This is a genomic window from Xenorhabdus cabanillasii (assembly GCF_003386665.1).
Taxonomy (GTDB): Bacteria; Pseudomonadota; Gammaproteobacteria; order Enterobacterales; family Enterobacteriaceae; genus Xenorhabdus; species Xenorhabdus cabanillasii.
Map to the genome: position 1 here is coordinate 2,079,621 of NZ_QTUB01000001.1, position 15,036 is coordinate 2,094,656.

General features: G+C 39.5%; 21 protein-coding genes and 1 pseudogene. 12 read left to right on the forward strand and 10 right to left on the reverse strand.

What is annotated here, in order from left to right:
- Positions 1-31 precede the first annotated feature (31 nt).
- From BDD26_RS09965 to BDD26_RS10000, 9 genes are all read left to right on the forward strand, one after another.
- Positions 32-580: an HK97 family phage prohead protease gene (locus tag BDD26_RS09965; protein WP_115826456.1), complete on the forward strand. Its 549-nt coding sequence runs from the start codon at positions 32-34 to the stop codon at positions 578-580.
- A 2-nt stretch (positions 581-582) separates the two neighbouring features.
- Positions 583-1,800 carry a phage portal protein gene (locus tag BDD26_RS09970; RefSeq protein WP_115826457.1) on the forward strand — a complete coding sequence of 406 codons (1,218 nt, stop codon included), beginning with the start codon at positions 583-585 and terminating at the stop codon, positions 1,798-1,800.
- A complete protein-coding gene (locus tag BDD26_RS09975) occupies positions 1,797-2,135 on the forward strand; it encodes a phage head closure protein (protein ID WP_115826458.1) in 339 nt (112 codons plus the stop codon). Before BDD26_RS09970 ends, BDD26_RS09975 begins: the two co-directional genes overlap by 4 nt.
- Positions 2,128-2,424 (forward strand): head-tail connector protein, encoded by a 297-nt coding sequence (locus BDD26_RS09980; protein WP_115826459.1) that lies wholly within the window; start codon positions 2,128-2,130, stop codon positions 2,422-2,424. Before BDD26_RS09975 ends, BDD26_RS09980 begins: the two co-directional genes overlap by 8 nt.
- A complete protein-coding gene (locus BDD26_RS09985) occupies positions 2,424-2,858 on the forward strand; it encodes an HNH endonuclease (protein ID WP_038260457.1) in 435 nt (144 codons plus the stop codon). Before BDD26_RS09980 ends, BDD26_RS09985 begins: the two co-directional genes overlap by 1 nt.
- Positions 2,859-2,988: 130 nt before the next feature.
- Positions 2,989-3,342, forward strand: a complete 354-nt coding sequence (locus tag BDD26_RS09990; protein ID WP_115826460.1) for a phage terminase small subunit P27 family — start codon at positions 2,989-2,991, stop codon at positions 3,340-3,342.
- Positions 3,339-5,000, forward strand: a complete 1,662-nt coding sequence (locus BDD26_RS09995) for a terminase large subunit (protein ID WP_115826461.1) — start codon at positions 3,339-3,341, stop codon at positions 4,998-5,000. The genes BDD26_RS09990 and BDD26_RS09995 overlap by 4 nt, the downstream gene beginning before the upstream one ends.
- A gap of 34 nt (positions 5,001-5,034) precedes the next feature.
- Positions 5,035-5,229 carry a hypothetical protein gene (locus BDD26_RS19375; RefSeq protein ID WP_147299011.1) on the forward strand — a complete coding sequence of 65 codons (195 nt, stop codon included), beginning with the start codon at positions 5,035-5,037 and terminating at the stop codon, positions 5,227-5,229.
- Positions 5,230-5,264: 35 nt separating this feature from the next.
- The gene (locus BDD26_RS10000; RefSeq protein ID WP_115826462.1) at positions 5,265-5,528 is read left to right on the forward strand and encodes a helix-turn-helix domain-containing protein; all 264 of its coding nucleotides are present in this window, start codon (positions 5,265-5,267) and stop codon (positions 5,526-5,528) included.
- A 257-nt stretch (positions 5,529-5,785) separates the two neighbouring features.
- Here BDD26_RS10000 and BDD26_RS20505 read toward each other — a convergent pair whose 3' ends face one another.
- From BDD26_RS20505 to BDD26_RS10020, 4 genes are read right to left on the reverse strand one after another with little or no spacing between them, the layout of a single operon-like run.
- Positions 5,786-5,959 carry an HNH endonuclease gene (locus BDD26_RS20505; RefSeq protein ID WP_342353479.1) on the reverse strand — a complete coding sequence of 58 codons (174 nt, stop codon included), beginning with the start codon at positions 5,957-5,959 and terminating at the stop codon, positions 5,786-5,788.
- A gap of 15 nt (positions 5,960-5,974) precedes the next feature.
- A complete protein-coding gene (locus tag BDD26_RS10010; protein WP_084766466.1) occupies positions 5,975-6,511 on the reverse strand; it encodes an IS630 family transposase in 537 nt (178 codons plus the stop codon).
- A complete protein-coding gene (locus BDD26_RS10015) occupies positions 6,505-6,978 on the reverse strand; it encodes a helix-turn-helix domain-containing protein (protein WP_051502334.1) in 474 nt (157 codons plus the stop codon). Before BDD26_RS10015 ends, BDD26_RS10010 begins: the two co-directional genes overlap by 7 nt.
- 58 nt (positions 6,979-7,036) lie before the next feature.
- The gene (locus tag BDD26_RS10020; RefSeq protein WP_211305462.1) at positions 7,037-8,407 is read right to left on the reverse strand and encodes a hypothetical protein; all 1,371 of its coding nucleotides are present in this window, start codon (positions 8,405-8,407) and stop codon (positions 7,037-7,039) included.
- Between the two features lie 397 nt (positions 8,408-8,804).
- Between BDD26_RS10020 and BDD26_RS10025 the strand changes: the two genes are divergently transcribed.
- Positions 8,805-9,002 (forward strand): hypothetical protein, encoded by a 198-nt coding sequence (locus BDD26_RS10025; RefSeq protein WP_211305463.1) that lies wholly within the window; start codon positions 8,805-8,807, stop codon positions 9,000-9,002.
- A 742-nt stretch (positions 9,003-9,744) separates the two neighbouring features.
- Here the strand turns inward: BDD26_RS10025 and BDD26_RS10030 are convergent.
- The 6 genes from BDD26_RS10030 to BDD26_RS10040 all read right to left on the reverse strand — a co-directional run bounded on the left by BDD26_RS10030 (position 9,745) and on the right by BDD26_RS10040 (position 14,297).
- Entirely contained in the window at positions 9,745-10,503 is a 759-nt protein-coding gene (locus tag BDD26_RS10030) for a hypothetical protein (RefSeq protein WP_115826463.1), read from the reverse strand.
- 222 nt (positions 10,504-10,725) lie between these two features.
- Positions 10,726-11,769: a S8 family serine peptidase gene (locus BDD26_RS19730; RefSeq protein ID WP_211305464.1), complete on the reverse strand. Its 1,044-nt coding sequence runs from the start codon at positions 11,767-11,769 to the stop codon at positions 10,726-10,728.
- Positions 11,759-12,082 (reverse strand): S8/S53 family peptidase, encoded by a 324-nt coding sequence (locus tag BDD26_RS19735; protein WP_211305465.1) that lies wholly within the window; start codon positions 12,080-12,082, stop codon positions 11,759-11,761. Before BDD26_RS19735 ends, BDD26_RS19730 begins: the two co-directional genes overlap by 11 nt.
- The gene (locus tag BDD26_RS19740; RefSeq protein ID WP_211305466.1) at positions 12,063-12,215 is read right to left on the reverse strand and encodes a hypothetical protein; all 153 of its coding nucleotides are present in this window, start codon (positions 12,213-12,215) and stop codon (positions 12,063-12,065) included. The genes BDD26_RS19735 and BDD26_RS19740 overlap by 20 nt, the downstream gene beginning before the upstream one ends.
- 230 nt (positions 12,216-12,445) lie before the next feature.
- Positions 12,446-13,123 (reverse strand): hypothetical protein, encoded by a 678-nt coding sequence (locus BDD26_RS19745; RefSeq protein ID WP_211305467.1) that lies wholly within the window; start codon positions 13,121-13,123, stop codon positions 12,446-12,448.
- Positions 13,116-14,297, reverse strand: a complete 1,182-nt coding sequence (locus tag BDD26_RS10040; RefSeq protein ID WP_198023782.1) for an AAA family ATPase — start codon at positions 14,295-14,297, stop codon at positions 13,116-13,118. Before BDD26_RS10040 ends, BDD26_RS19745 begins: the two co-directional genes overlap by 8 nt.
- A 142-nt stretch (positions 14,298-14,439) precedes the next feature.
- Here BDD26_RS10040 and BDD26_RS10045 point away from each other — a divergent pair.
- Both BDD26_RS10045 and BDD26_RS10050 read left to right on the forward strand, forming a co-directional pair.
- Positions 14,440-14,637 (forward strand): annotated as a pseudogene (locus BDD26_RS10045) (RHS repeat-associated core domain-containing protein); the annotation flags it as partial.
- 24 nt (positions 14,638-14,661) lie between these two features.
- Entirely contained in the window at positions 14,662-15,036 is a 375-nt protein-coding gene (locus tag BDD26_RS10050; protein ID WP_038265852.1) for a hypothetical protein, read from the forward strand.

Sequence of the window (15,036 nt, forward strand, 5' to 3'; positions counted from 1 at the left end):
CACACCCCTTTCCAAGCCTTGGAGTCCATCAATGAAGCATGATTTTGAAATCCGTACAGCGTCACTATCTGCCAGCAATAAGACGCTGACAGGCTATGTCATTAAGTGGAACAGTCGATCACACGTGCTGTGGGATGAGTTTATCGAACAGTTCGCACCGAATGCGTTTAACGCCAGTTTAGCGGTGGGGACTGATATTAGGGCATTGTATGAGCACGACCCGATAAACCTGTTAGGCCGTACCACGTCTGGTACATTACAATTGAGTGAAGATGCTACCGGATTGCGCTTTGAGCTAACCCCGCCAGATACCCAATTAGGCCACGATGTACTCACGTTGGTTGAAAGAGGCGATATACAAGGCATGTCCTTTGGTTTTCGTGCCATTAAAGATCAGTGGGATACCCGTCAGACACCTTATATCAGAACCGTGTTAGAAGCAGAATTGCGGGAAATCACGATCACTAGCTTACCCGCCTATCCTGAAAGTGGGGTAGAAATTGCCAGGCGTTCACTGAATGCCGCTAAACCTTGTGATACCGATTTGCGTCATTACTGGCTGCAACTGTCTGAGGTGTAACTATGTGGCCGTTTAAGCGTAAAGCCCCTGAAGCCCGCAGTATGACGCTGGATGAGTTTCTTTCTCTGGCAGGCATATCTAATACCAAATCAGGTGAACATGTTTCCCCCTCCACGGCAGAAGGCTTACCCGCCGTAATGAATGCCGTGACGGTGATTAGTGAAGCGGTGGCCTCTATGCCTTGTTACCTGTATCGGGCTGCGCACCAGAACGGCAAAGAATCCCGCGAATGGTTGAGCGATCACCCCGTGGATTACTTGCTGAATGAGTGCCCGAATGATTGTCAGACGCCGTATCAATTCAAGCGAACCCTGATGCGCCATTGCCTGCTGAATGGTAATGCGTATGCGGTGATTGTCTGGGGACGGGATGGTCAGCCACAATCCTTGCATCCTTACCCGCCGTCAGCAGTCGTACCACAACGATTATCCGATCATCGGTTCGCGTATACCATCACCGAGCCTTATAGCGGTAAGGTCAAAACCTATCTACAAGAAGAAGTGTTACATCTGCGCTATGCCACCGAAGATGGTTTTCTTGGGCGCTCACCCGTCACCGTTTGCCGTGAAACTCTGGGCTTGGGACTGGCACAACAGCGCCACGGCGCAAGCATTATGAAAGACGGCATGATGGCGGCGGGCGTGATTAAAGCCGCTGACTGGTTGGATGGAATCAAGGGAAGTAAGGCACTGGAAGCCCTCGAACGTTATAAAGGTGCGCGTAATGCCGGAAAAACGCCGATCCTTGAAGGTGGGATGGAATACCAGCAGTTAGGCATGAGTAATCAGGATGCCGAGTGGCTGGCCTCCCGCCGCTTCACCATTGACGATATCGCCCGAATGTTCAATGTCAGCCCTATTTTTCTGCAAGAGTATTCGAATAGTACCTACAGCAACTTTAGCGAGGCATCACGCGCCTTTCTGACTATCACTATGCGCCCGTGGCTTGCCAACTTTGAACAGCAAATCAAAGCCGCCTTGCTGATGACCTCACCGAAATGGGGAATTCGCTATCAGGTGGAGTTTGATACTGCCGACTTGCTGCGTGCCAATCCGAAAGAACGTTTCCAGAGCTATGAAACTGCCATTAAATCCGGTGTTATGTCACCGAATGAAGCCCGCGAGCGCGAGGGATTATCGCCCCGTGAGGGCGGTGATGAATTCAGTCAGGCATGGAAACAAACAGTAGAAGTGAAAAAAACAGCGGAGAACAAGGCATGAGAGCAGGCAGATTGAGACACCGGATCACCCTTCAGAAAAACGAATCAAGCCGCTCGCCGATGGGTTCGGTGATAAACAAATGGGTGGATGTTGCCGAAGTTTGGGCGGAAGTGCAGCCGATTAGCGGGCGGGAACTGGTCGCATCTGGTGCTGTGCTATCCGAAGCCACTGTGCGTATCTGGCTGCGCTTCCGTGATGATATCACCACAACAAACCGTATTGTTTATCAGGGAGCCAGCACTCACGGCAAGACCTTTGCTATTGTTGCCGTTATTCCTGACCCGAAACACACCCGCCTGGAACTGCTTTGCAAGGGAGGCGTGAAATATGCCTGATATTCCCCTGAGTGAAATCAGGCAACACTGCCGGATTGATGAAAGCGATACCCTTGATGATACGTTACTAATGGCTTATGCCGATGCGTCGTTAGAAGTGTGTCAGCAACATATCGGCAAGCGGTTTGATAATGGTCTGGTCTTTACGCCAGCAATCAAAGTGGGCTGCCTGCTTTATATCGGCTTGCTGTATGAAAATCGGGAAATGGCAACGGACATTGAGCTTAAAGAAGTCCCGTTCACCATTAAATCACTGTGGTTTGTCTATCGTGATGTGGGTGTTTACTGATGCCGTGGCAACCGTTGAAACGCTGTAGCTATCCACACTGCCGCGAGCGGGTGAAATCAGGTCGCTGTGAGCAGCACCAACGGGAAGCCAGACGCCAGCAGGACAAGCGACGAGGCACCCGAACCCAGAGAGGCTACAGTAACCGATGGGGACGCTATCGGCTGCACTACTTGAAAGCGAATCCGTTATGCGTTCATTGCTTACCGCAGGGTATCTATACGCCTGCCATCATTGTGGATCACATTATCCCGATACAGGGTGATACTGATGTGCTGTTCTGGCCTGCATCGAACCATCAGGCGTTATGCCAGACCTGCCATAACCGTAAGACCGTGCAGACAGACCCCATCACCAAAGCGAAGCGCAAGCAGGGGATCTATCGGCAGCAGGAAACCGAAGCGGAAAGGTATCGTGACTGGTTAACAAAAGAGTAATCACTCAATGAAATAACGGGGTGGGGGTATCAAAAATGACAAATGTCCCACCCAGCGGAACCGCCCCCTCCTTCAATTTTTACGCACGGCAGTTTTTTTGAAAATAAAATCACAAGGAACAGAGAACATTATGGCAAGAGCACCCAAACCGCCTACGTATTTAAATGATATTGCCGCCAGTCAGTGGAAGGCAAAAGGTAAATTATTAAGTGAGCGGGAAGATCTGAACGCCGCTGACTGGAACAACTTAGAACTGTACTGTGTCAACTATGCCATTTACCGAAAAGCCGTGGCAGACCTTGATATGCGGGGCTTTAGCATTGTTAACAGTCAGGGCAGCGAGAGCCGCAATCCATCATTGAGCGCTAAAGCTGACGCCGAAAAAATCATGATAAAAATGTCGTCATTGCTGGGTTTTGATCCGGTATCACGACGCAAAAATCCGGTGGAAACCGAGGAAGAAGACGAGCTGGATCGCTTATGAACGCATGGGAACAGTACGCTTTTGATATCGAAAACGGTAAAATTCCGGCCTGTAAACGCGTAAAACAGGCCGTGAAACGCTACTATAACGACCTGAATAACCCACTTTATGTATTTGATTCGACAGTGGTCGAGCGTTTTATTGCCTTTTCCCGTGTCTGTCCGCATGTCAAAGGCCATTTGCGTGGTAAACCCATCATACTTGAGCCGTGGCAACAGTTCGCCTTTGCTAACCTGTTTGGCTTTAAGGTGAAAGCGACCGGACGCCGAAAATACCGCAGTGCTTATATCCAAGTACCGCGCAAAAATGCCAAATCAACGGTGGCCGCCATACTGGCGAACTGGTTCTTGGTGATGGAACAAGGCCAGCAGGATATCTACACCGCTGCCGTGAGCCGGGATCAGGCACGTATTGTCTTTGATGATGCCCGCCAGATGGGCCTGTTATCCAAACCCCTGAAAAAACGGGTCGCTATCCAGCAACACAAAGTTACTTATCCAAAAACTAACAGCCTGTTAAAGCCACTGGCAGCCAAAGCCGCCACGATTGAGGGTACAAATCCTAGTCTGGCAATTGTCGATGAGTACCATTTACACCCTGATAACGCCGTATACTCTGCGCTTGAATTGGGCATGGGTGCCCGTCCCGAAGGACTCCTGTTCGCCATCACTACAGCGGGCAGTAGCGTGATATCAGCCTGTAAACAGCACTATGATTATTGCTGTCAGATACTGGATGGCGAAGAACAGAACGAATCCCTGTTTGCCCTGATTTACGAACTGGACGATGAGAGTGAGATTGATGATGAAGCACTTTGGATCAAGGCCAATCCCAATCTGGATGTCTCGGTAGACAGTGCCGCCCTGCATGACACTATCCAGAAAGCGCGCGGCATTCCCTCACAATGGACAGAAATGCTAACCAAACGCTTTAATATCTGGTGCCAGGGCGAAACCCCGTGGATGGGCGAAGGCGCGTGGAAAGCCTGCCAAACTGATTATGATGAAAATGACCTTAAGGGACTGGAGTGCTACGCCGGACTGGATTTATCGTCAACAGGTGATATTACCAGTATTTGTTACACGTTCCCCGTGGATAACGAACTGTTATTACTGACCCGTCATTACCTGCCCGAAGCCCAGTTACAGAACCCTGCCAATAAAAATCGGGCGGTTTATCGGCAGTGGGTGCAAGCAGGTTGGATACGTACCACCGTAGGCGATTGCATTGATTATGACCGTATCCGTGATGATATTCTCAAAGACAGCCAGAACTTTGATATCAAGCTGGTCGGCTTTGATATATGGAACGCCACTCATCTACGAACACAATTGCAGGGAGCAGGGCTGGATGTTGAACCCTTCCCACAAACCTATATGCGCTTTAGTCCGGTGGCTAAATCAGCAGAGGTATTTGTTAATCGCAAAGTTATTCGTCACAACTGCGATCCAGTGCTCGCATGGGCAATGTCCAATGTGGTGATGGAAACCGACGCAAACGCCAATATCAAACCGAACAAGAAGAAATCCGCGAATAAGATAGACCCTGCAATCGCGTTCCTGATGAGCTTTGGCACGTGGCAGATTGAGCATGAAGAGTTTGCGTTTACCTTAAGTGAAGAACAGCAGCAGCGCCTTAAAATGTTTAATGGGATATAGCGAAAAAAGTTAAGCGTTTATACTGATTCGCTTATTGAGTCAGATAAACCAATCGGTTAAAGTAGCCCAGCCATTGCTAAATACCAATGGTCAAGGTTTTGCAGCCTTGTGCGCTTATACACTGGTAAGAAGCTTTACCAGTGTACCTGTTATCGCCTTTTCTATGGCGGTTCAGGCAGGGGAGGCTATGCCTCGCTGGAGTAAGCGCCAGTCTGCAAACCCTGTCTGAATCGCCACCATCAATTAATGGAAGGGGTAGCAGGAATGAATAATGTTAGAAATGATTGGCATCAAGCCGATATTATTGCTGCATTACGTAAACGTGGTACGACCTTAGCGGCTGTTTCTCGTGAAGCAGGACTCAGTTCATCTACACTGGCAAATACTCTTAGTCGGCCTTGGCCTAAAGGTGAATGGATTATTGCTAACTATCTCGAAATACATCCCTCTGAAATTTGGCCTAGTCGATATTTTGATCAGAGTGGCCAGCTTATTGAACGGACAGTTCGTAAAGTTGCGATTGGATAGCTTGGCATCAATGAAATAAGCCATGAGATAAAATGATATTCGTAGTCATTAAACTGATACTCATGGCTATATTTTACGCTTATACTTTATTTCTCACATTATAATTCTTCGGACTCATGCTTTAAAGTTGCTATTTCATGTTATTTTTTTGAAGAGCTATATCTAAATAAATTTAGAGCAAGGAATATTAATATTTGTCTATTTATTTTTCTACAAATTAGAATCTTGCTCCGTAAATAAACATGCTTTTATATATTTTAATTCTTTGCTGAAGTATTACAGAATGGATGCATTAAAGCTCCATTGCTGCTCTCTCCCTTTCCACCATCACGTTTTCTAATTATATGATCAAATGAAATGGAGTTTTGATGAATAAATCCCCTGCATAATGCACAAGTAGGTGCTTTTGGTAGGCTTTCTTCAATGAAAATTTGTGATTTAAGTACTCAAGAAAAGTTAATTGCAAATTGGTCGCCATAACCTTTCAATAAAGTATTTAATTCATGCTCCATTGTATTCTGAGTCCAAGTGATAAAACGTCGCCAATGGTATTTGGCCTGTTTCCAGACGATCTCAATCAAATTCAGCTCTGGGCTGTAAGCGGGAAGATAGAATAAAAACATGTTGTGTTCTCGTAACCAGCCATTTCTGATTTGTTCTTCGATCCCGTGATGGATACGCGCATTATCCAACACTAAAAATGTCAGGCGGTTGTCCCCTTGTTTGGCGACCTGCTCTAAAAAATCAATCACGTCATCGCGCGTGATACTGCCTGACGTTGTCTGGTAAAACAGCGTGTTATCCGTGTAATTTAACGCCCCCAGAACTGACCGTCTGTCATGCTCTCGAGGCTCAGTTTTATGGGGCTTACCCCGTGGACTCCATCCATATTGCACCGGAGGAGACGCGGCAAAACCCGCCTCATCGAAATAGAGCAGACGGTAATGGCCTAACTGTGCTCCAGCCTTAATTTTATTCAGCAAGGCGGATTTTTTAGCAAACTCCGTTTCGTTACGCTTTTTTTAAGCGACAGTCGGGTTCGTTTATAGGTGAGCCCCTGCTTTTTCAGGGTATTTGCCAGCGTTTCAAGCGTACAAGGCAGGGCACCATGCTTTGCCTCAACGCACTGAGCTATCCGGGCGAGTGTCAGGGACTCTGCGCTGGCCGCTTCGACCGCAGTGGCAATCATGTCAGGCGTCATGGCGAGATACCGGCCTCCGGCATGACCACCTAATAATCCCGCTATCCCTGAATTGTGCCACATGTGAACCCAATTATAGATAACCCGGAGACTGCATCCGATTTCAGCGGTGATCTGGGACGGCTTGATCCCTCTGGCAAGCATGAGCAAACCCGTTCCTCGCGTACGAATGTCCCGATGTGGATGATTCAAAGCAAGTTGTTGCAATGTGATTCGTTCAGGCTCAGAAAGTATTATCTTCGATTTCATAAGAACAGGCAGAGAATCAGGTTATCGTGTTATCGATTGTAACAGTAATGCAGATAATTTATCTGATTAACTTAACATCATTTGAGAACTTTATTGCAGTTATATTCGATTTATCTGATTTTACTAAAAAAGAATATTCTGATAAAATTAATTCAACAATTTCTTTTTCTGATTCTTTTTTCTTAAGTGCATTTATAATTAATGATTTTATTTTTAAAATGTGTTGGTGGCTTTTCATTCCGCTTCCATATTTTGCATTTGTATTAGAAATAAAATATTTATATCTAATTAAAAAATCTTCAAAAGAATTGCGAATAGATAAAAATGCTTCTAAACTTTTAGTAGATGACTCTACTTTTGATAAAAGATCAACCCAAGCTAATATTGCCGAGTATATGTGATTTCCTCTAGAGTTATAAAAGTAAACTAAAGGATGTAATCCTAACGATGACGCATGATTAGAATTTATCCGGCGAAGAAATTTTAAGACTTTCTTTAAGTAATTAATTGTTGTGCTACCATCTGGGTCATCACTAATTTTTTTAGTGTTATTAGGAATGTTATTGCATTTTTTTACTAAATCAAATATAAAACTATTTGTTTGTGGTGAGTTATGTTTTTTAACTAATGGGAGATTTAAATTTCTGACAGGTCCTGTAACTTTTGGTAAAAATATCAGGCTATGAATTTCTTTGGCTATTTTTTCAATTTCATTCATTATACTAATATTAAATTTAGACCAATATTGATGTCCTGTGCCTGCGCGTATAATTGCTCTGGATGCTATAGCAAATGCTTTTCTACGCGACATTAATAATTCTATTTCGGTGTCATTAATTTTAGAGGCCTTTTGGTTTATCTTAAAAAAAGATTGTTCAGCTTTTTCAGCACCACCAGTAACCCATTGTAGTTGTATGGATGTGCGACCTAAACTTAATGCTTTTCCTAACATACTAGATTCTCTGTTATTATCTCGAATAACTCTCTTGTAATCGTTATAAGATCCGACTGTATTTTTTATTTTTTCTCGAGTTTTGTTTGCTATATCTCTTTGTTCATCATCAATTTCATTATTAAAAAATTTTTGAGATATGCTTCCATCGCCATAATCATCATTTATCCAGGCAATCAATGCTCCGAGCCTATGTGCACCATCAATAACAAAGTTGTAGTGACCAGAGTTCCATAGAATCACTGCTGGAATTAAGTCACCATCTATAAAGCTTTGTATAAATTCACATAATTGGTCATCACTCCAATCTGAGGTTTCACGCTGAAAATCAGGTTTTCTTAGTCCTGCATAGAAAAAATCATCTATTTCTAAATCTTTCACACTTATATTTTGATTGAATGATGATGCTCTTGTGTTACCTTCAATTACTTCAAAATCCTCACGAGGAATTAATGCATCTAAATTTATATTTGGCATTTCGTTCACCATTGACTGTTAAATTTTGTTGTCAAAAATAGAATGGGGTTGTATTTGTAATGGATATTTTCCCATGCGTACCCTTAAAACTGAGAACTATAGCATAAATACGCATAAATACAGTAAAATACGCATGTTTGAGGTTAAAAAATGTGATGGTACTTACTATATAGTTATGTTTCATAATAATTTTAAAAAATAAATTCAATTAATTTACTGTAAATAAAATTAACTATAATAAATGTAATTATTTATAATGTTTTTATTTTTGTTATTTTTATTTTCCAGGAAAAATGTATATGGGGGCATTTTAGGGGGCATGTAATATCATTGAACAAAATAAAGTTATTTTAAAACAATAAATTAATTTATATTGTTGAATCCTGTAGGAGCCTATATGAAAGGCAATAACCTGAATAAACCGGTTTCCGTGACCCGATTCGGTATGGATATGCCCGGCGCGTTGGCTGAGTACAACCAGCATTACCTGCGCAAGAAAAGCAAACAGGGCATTCGCAGCAATCTGGATCTGAATATCGACACTGCCATCGAATGGCTGCCGAAACTGACAAGGGATAACCTGCCAGAAGAATAACTTTTTTCACATAGATAAAGATTTCCTAAAAATATAAAAAAGTGTTCACCACTATTCACTCTATAATTTAAATTAGATATATCAAGGTATTAAAGGGTGAATAGTTATTTTAAAACTGTTCACAAGTCTTCACCCCTGTTCACCTTTTTCTGATTTAGAGGTGAAGGGTTGAGTGAAGAGTGGTGATGAGTTTAATTTCAAGTCATCACCCTTTAACAATATGAATTTAAATAAAAATATTTATAGGTGAACAGGGTGAACAGTTTTATTACTAATTCCTTAATAGGGAGGGGTTAAATAAAAAGGGTTTTTCTGGCAGGTGATCTTTCAGCTCTCAGAGTTACCGGGTTAATGTATTAGCCCGGTAACTCTGAGAAGACAAGCGCAGCGCGTTAGTATTATAAACCAAAATGATTATTGTCTTGTTAAGTGAGAAAATTTTTCTGGTTGGCAATTTGTTTGCCTTAATATTTTAAAGATCTTTTTCTTCTACTATCGGGAATATGTCTTCATATTTTGGGTAAACAATTAAATTGCATTTTTCAGCGATAGAAATCTAATCTGATAGATATCAATAGATTGGGTATATAATCTTTAAGGAATGCTTAAATTATTTCCCTGAACTTGAATGAAAAATTAAAATTACTAGTTGGAATGTTACAGGTTAATGTATCTTAATGTAGTTATAGGAAGTGCGAGTCATACAAACCCATACTCTAAGATTGTATGACTCTTTTATTTTTTAAATTTTTACATTTTCAATTTTTTTCTGAAAATTTTCCATAAATATTTTTTCACCAAATCCCATTACTAATCCTGCGGAAAAAGCCATTATAGGATCATTTTCAATATTATTAGAATTAAAGTTTCCTAATTGTATTATTATAACTCCAGATTTCATTAGTAAAGCAAGGGATATCGAAAATATAACAATGAAAATTATCCTAGAATATATGCCGGAACTATCACTTAATATAGGGATGATATCATTGAAATCAATATTTCTAGTTCTGAATGCAATAGAAAGCCAACATCCTATGCAAGACCCTAGTCCGACCAGAATTAACTTTGAAAGATAAATAATATTAGAATCTTGCTGATTGCTATTGATCCATAAATAAGTTAACCAAAATAGTATAAATGGCAGTGTGATTATTTTAATAAATCTTATAAGGATACTGCTCTTAAGGTGAGGTGATTTTTCATGCAATAGTTCCTGCTTTATTTTTTCTATACTATTTTGAGCGAGAAGACACTGAGTCTTACTACCATTAAAAGCAAGATCGGCAATTATATACACACGTTCATAATAATAATTATACATAATTTTATCATTGGAACAAAGACGTTGTAATACACGGATGAAAAGCTCAATATCATCTTTTAGCCTAACTATCGTATCAGGAAATTCATCTACACCGTCTTCAACCTTGAAAAAAATATCGTTTAATTCATTCGGCACTTCATATTTAGATACAGTGAAAAATTTATCATTTGGCATATGATTATTTCCCGCAGAATCTACAGGTTGATTTTGGTAATGTAGGGTTATCCCTTCCAGTTATAGAGTACGTTACACCAAAACTTATCTTACTTTTTATATCTGAAATGCTTTGCTTAATTCTTTCTATTTCCGTCTGTGAATTATTCAGGCATGTGGATGTCTTTAAAGATTCTAATCGAGAGTAGATTTGCTCTAAATCATAAATTACTTCAGATTTTTTCATGATATTCTTACCTCATCACGGATAGTAATATCTTGAAAAACAGCACCCAAAGCTATCAAGTTTTGACTCATCTCATTATAAATATTTATTGCTCTTTTAGTTGGATCTTCAATTGTGATGATAACTGAAAAAGGTATGCCTTCTGGAGGATAAGTCACGCCATCCCGAACCTGAGATGTAACTCTTAGCCTCCAGTTTGATGAGTTTCCAAACCCATTCTTACTTATTCTTTCATAAACTTTAGAGGGCCACCATTTAAATCCATGTTCTATTAGATTCTTTTCATAATTGAGATCGGCACCAAGCCGGTTATCCCAAATTGAATTGACAGCCTTTCCAAATTTACCCTTATTGTTTTTTATATGCTCTTGCTGTAAGGAAGCGTCAATATTAACTCTGATATACTCTTGGCCATATTGTCTGTCTATTTTTGGCGAATAAACTAGAGACATTCTTACTTTTCCTTTGCATTTTTCAGAAGAAGTTATTAGTGACTTTGGCCAAATGAAATTAAATTCAGCTATTTGGCCTCTTTTAAGAATATCCTCGAAAATAAATGTAAAAGATGTTTCATCTTTACTTATTATTTCAGAAGAACTATTTGGAAAACCAAAGCCAACAAAGTCCTTAGCTTCTTTACCAAGATTTTTTGAGGATAGGCAATCAGGTATTTTGGCACTATGAATTATAAGAGCCTTAAGCGTATTTATGCTTAGGTTTTCATTTGATTTGAAGTCAATTGCTGCAATTGTTTTTGCTACATGTGGGACAGCCAAGCTTGTTCCATGAGAATTGAAACATAGGTTATTATTCCCATCGAGTGTGACGAAAAAGGAGTTTTTGGGGTCACTGATACCACCAATATGAACTAAATCAGGTTTTATACCATATGCTGTTGCAGGTCCTCTTCTGGTATACCTTGCTGGAGCTTGATAAGTAATCAGTTCATTTTCGACATGATTAACAGCTCCAACCGATATTGAGGTAACTGAATCGGCAGGCTGAAGAACTTTATCTTGTTGTTGAAACCTAGCAAGCATACGAAAAAACCTGTTCTTCATTTTTAGGCCATTCACTACGATATTTTTTATCTTCTAAGTTCCCAACAGATATTATGAATATCACATTAAATTTGATTGATATTTCATCAATTCTTGCAGCGATAAAACTATATTCACTGTCTGATATAACTTGTTGGAAATTTATACTCATACTTATTATACGGAAACCATATTCTCGTGCTGCCTGCACTTCCAAATACAACCAATCTGTAAATTCTGGTAGTGTCTCAAAATGATCATCAAAACTATATTTATCAGCAGGAAGCCAGATATCATAAATTTTCGCATCCATTATCTTCAAGAAAATCATAATCTGAGTTGAGATGTTTGGAACCAATTAAAATGCTAGCCATCTCATCCGCGTGAAAATCTTCAATATCTCTAGTTCCTAAAGCATCGGACTTTTCGCTAACCCAACTAGCCAAAATATTACTTCTTATTCCCTTGTCAAATAATATTACTTTTAGGATAAGTTTGATCTATCTCTTTTTTGGGGAAAGTTGTTAGTTTTTTTTCTGAATCCGTGTCCTTTTTAGCGATTGCGACTATGGGAGAGGGATAATATTTTCTTACCAGAGGATTTGATTTCAATTCCTTCATTAGTTGCATTATTTCATTTTTTTCAATTTTTTTTGGAAATAATGTAATTATGTTATCAGAAAAAAAATCTGGATTCACTAATAAACTCTATTGAAGGGAAACGTAACTTCAAGTCATTAATGAATTTTTTGTAGATTTTGTCAATTTCGTCATCACTTAATGTTTCACTCTTTCTAGCCGTAAACAATTCGACAATAATTTCTCGATTATTTTCTAATAGCTCACGTATTAACTCGATATCACTGATTAGTGATTTATCATTTTCTTGATAAAGCTCAATGTTTTCAATTGCGCTAACCTCACTTCTTAGCGTACCAACTTTTGGAACAATATCACCATTCTTATTAAATTTTACGTCTGATTGAACCTTTGCTTGTGAAAGACGCTCTGCTAAACTTGTTAGTGATTTTTCATTCACTTGTACATATATTTTTCCAATATCACCGCCCCCTATAACTGGATATTTATGGTTGAAAATAGCTGATGTCGGTCTGTGGCTTTTAGCAATTGCATCTTCTTTTAACGATACCTTTAATGTGGCGAATTTTTTATTACTTCTTTGCTGGAGTTGTTGTGAGATAAGTGATATTTTAAATATTAGCTCAGCCTTATGTTTGGCAAATGCAGTATCATTCCCATTGAAAAAGTCTTTATTTTCCCCACCAGTATTAGGTTCAGGGCTGTAAATATATGTCTGACTATTTTTAATTCTTAAGATGTTTTTTTTATTCATTTTTATCCTTTACCCATCTAGATACTGTACTTTTATGTTTACCTACCAAAATTGAAACGTCTTGTATAGAATAATCATGTTTTAATATCAAGTTTTTGGCTAATTCGTGATCTGACCCAGCAAGAATAGACTTAGTTATCTCGTTGTTGTAATTTGCGTTAATCACAAAGTAAGATTTTATTGCATGATATAAATCCACACTTTTATATTCATTTATAATAGTAAATCTTTTTATAAATTCGATGCAATTTTTTATTTCAGCAGGAGTAAATCCATCAAGTACAAGGTTCAAAAATGAAAGCTCAGTTTTTGATATGGTCATAGGCGAAAGATATGCAGATATTATTTTTTCACGAATTGCCTTTATTGGTTTTGGTACTTTAATTTTATTTTGGAAGCGACGCCATACAGCGGGATCTAATAAGCCTTCATGATTGGTAGTTGCTATCACAATCCCATTTTCTTTTCTTCTATCCAAACATTGTAATAGAGTATTAACAACCCTCTTTATTTCACCAACTTCTTTGCTATCATCTCTATATTTTGCAATTGCATCAAATTCATCTAAAAGAAGAACGCAATTATATCTTTCAGCAAAATCGAAGAGATTTGAAATATTCCTCGCACTGGTGCCTAAATAAGAAGATAATAATGAATCTAATCTTGCTGATATTAAGGGTAAATTTAATTTTGTAGCTAAATATTTTGCTAATTCAGTTTTTCCTGTACCTGGTTCTCCGAAGAAAAGGCAGCTATAACTGGGTTGAATTCCATTTATACGAAGGCGTTCCGCATATTCCCATTCGGATAATATTCCATCTATTGCATTTGTAATATTATCGTCAAAGAAATGATATTTTTGGAATGTGTTAATTTCTTTGGGAAATATAACTTCGACTAAAGGCATGTTATTTTCTTTATCAACAGGTAGCGGAGTTGATATGGTTAATTCACTTTTACTGGAAAGAAAGCTTTTGCTCCAAGTTATTTTTTTGTTGTCTAAAGCAATATTTGTTTGACTTTCAGCTTTATCCACTAACGTACCAAGCGCTCTGGCTTCCACAGACAATCCATCCTTTTGTAGAGAGTCCCTTAATTTAAGTATAGCTTTGATCACTTCTTGTGAAGGGTTATCTTTTAACGCGAATCGACAGATGGTGGCTATTAAATTCATATACTTAATCATCTAGTTATACACAGTGTTTGTTGCGGATTGATGCAACTATACACTTTGATGTGGCAACAAAAAAGTATTTTAACGCAACTTTTGTGCGATTTTTTGCGTTTTTATCGAATCAGAAGATTCACCAAAAGACTTTGACCAGAACCTGCTCTATGCAGGGCAATATTTTGACAAAGAAACGAGACTGCACTTTAATACCTATCGTTATTATACCCCTGAGATCGGACGGTTTATTACGCCAGATCCAATTGGTTTAAACGGTGGGTTAAATCTCTATACGTATGCACCGAATCCAATAGGTTGGATAGACCCTTGGAGTTTAGCTAAAGATAAAACCTATACTGTTACCCGAAATATGAATGCCATAGAAGCTGAGAAAACAAGAAAGGCCGGGGGCTTAGTTCCGGGGCAAACAAACGGAGTTCCTGATAGAAGAGCTAAATGGGTTAATATTGATGGTGCTAACTATGATAGAACAACGAATCCTAAGCCAACACACACAGCAACTCTTGAAGTTACAAAAGAGGGATATGATATGTTGAATGGCAAAGATGTTGTTGAAGCTAGACAAGAGTCTAAACAAACAGGAAAAATACTACATAAGCCAACAAATGAGCCAGGTGCAAGAGGAATAGGCCGTGATTTGTTAGATAAGTTTAATAAAACGATAAAGAAAATAAGTGTGAATCCTATATCAACTTGTGGTGGCAACAAAAAGAGAAGGAAATAA